The sequence below is a fragment of the Acinetobacter sp. WCHAc060042 genome, from assembly GCF_003231195.1.
Lineage (GTDB): Bacteria > Pseudomonadota > Gammaproteobacteria > Pseudomonadales > Moraxellaceae > Acinetobacter.
This window is the reverse complement of sequence record NZ_QKVN01000093.1, coordinates 1-1,780: the sequence shown is the minus strand read 5'-3', so window position 1 is coordinate 1,780 and position 1,780 is coordinate 1. Positions and strand designations below refer to the sequence as shown.

At 38.3% G+C, this 1,780-nt stretch carries 1 protein-coding gene; it reads left to right on the top strand.

The window, feature by feature from the left end; all coding sequences use genetic code 11:
* The first annotated feature begins 151 nt into the window (after nucleotides 1-151).
* Entirely contained in the window at nucleotides 152-1,357 is a 1,206-nt protein-coding gene (locus DPG01_RS18305; protein ID WP_228157028.1) for a protein rep, read from the top strand.
* Nucleotides 1,358-1,780 lie beyond the last annotated feature (423 nt).

Below are 1,780 nucleotides of genomic sequence, written 5' to 3'. Positions count from 1 at the left end.
GAGAAAGAAAAAGTAATGCAGATATTTTTGGCAGATGCTTTTGAAGCTGTTTCTAAGGAAATTAGAAAAGACTAAATAGTAAAGCCCCAAGAATGGCAGTTCCTAGGGCTTTGAATTCGTGTGTACAGTCAAATACAACGAGGTAATACCATTGTACAGTCAAATCGTATCAAATCAAATAGAGCGCAAGGCGCTAAACGCCGAGGAGCCATCGACGAGGCTACAAGCGCAAGGCGCTCCCCTTGGTATATTTACGAAATCTCCTGTAATCCTTACTACGAAAGGCTTTCAGCGAGTTCATGAATTTTTACTCCAAGATCAATCTGCAAAGTTATTGCCGAAAGAACGTGTCTGCAATTGTCTGAAAAAACGCATTGATAAACAAAAACAACGTGAAGTTAAATATAACGAATCAAGAAAAAAAGCTCACTGGGCGAATGTTCAGCGGTGCGGATCTGTTTGGACTTGTCCTGTTTGTGCTAAGCAAATTACAGAGAAACGCAGGGAAGAGCTTAAAAAAGGCTTGGAAACGTGGAAAAACGCTCATTTGGGCGGTGTTTTACTACTTACCCTTACATTCTCACATTCCGTCAATGAATCGCTGTCATCGCTCTTAAAACGCCAAAAACACGCATATAAACGATTCTTTGAAAATACTCGTGTCGTTAATCTCATGAAGTCCATTTTTGTTGAACATAAGATTAAAGGTTTTGAAGTTACTTATGGTCAAAATGGATGGCATCCACATAATCACGTTTTGCTTCTAACAAAGTACCAGGTGCATAACTTTGAACTATATCGTGATGAATTGGCAAAAATATGGATTGATTGCTGTACTAAGTCTGGGCTGTCTGCACCAAGTATGGAACATGGTTTAGATATTCGTGATGGTAGCTATGCGGAACAATATGTTTCTAAGTGGGGTATTGAACACGAACTTACTAAAGGTCATGTGAAAAAAGGCCGTAATGGTGGATTTACTCCTTTTGATCTTTTGCATTACTCAATGCTTGATGGACAAATGAATGGACGAACATCTGCAAGTCTTTGGCAGGAATTTGCGATTTCTACAAAAGGCGCTCGTCAATTAGTTTGGGGCCGTGGATTAAAAAAGTTACTTAAGATCGAAGAAAAAACAGATGAAGAATTAGCAGAAGAAACAGAACAAGAAGCTATTTCCCTTAGAACGGTTGATGATTTTGCATTTTCATTACTTTGCCATTATCAGCTCCGTCATAAATTTTTAGAGTGTATTGAACGTGATTATGAAAATGGCTGTTTTGGAAATGGTGAAACAGAAAGGCTTCTGATTGCGTTACTAGAACATGAAATTGAAAGGCTTAGGCTATCTGCTTAGGTTTGTTTCTTGAGAAACGCGGAAGCGTGCATTACTGAAAAAAAATCACAAATCACAAATCACAATTGTCAGAGGGGGTGGAGTTACCCCCGAACTGATGCAATAAAAATTCCAAAACTTTCCTCTCTGATTACAAGCTCCCATCTAAACCAAGATCGGGAGTTTTTCGGCTATGCCGACTGCAAAACATTTGCTTATTTTTTGAATGCTTGTATTATTGTGACTATTAGTAACGAGGTTTTTAGAATGGCAGTTCAAAAACGATTAGCTTTAACAATTTCACCTGATTACTTGGAACTTCTTCATAAGGTTTCTGCTTATCAGAATATTCCAACATCAACATTTGTTATGGGTTTACTTGAAGGTCAGCGCCCAGTTGTTGAAGCAATGTTAAAAGCTTTTCAGGATATTGAAGCAGGTAAA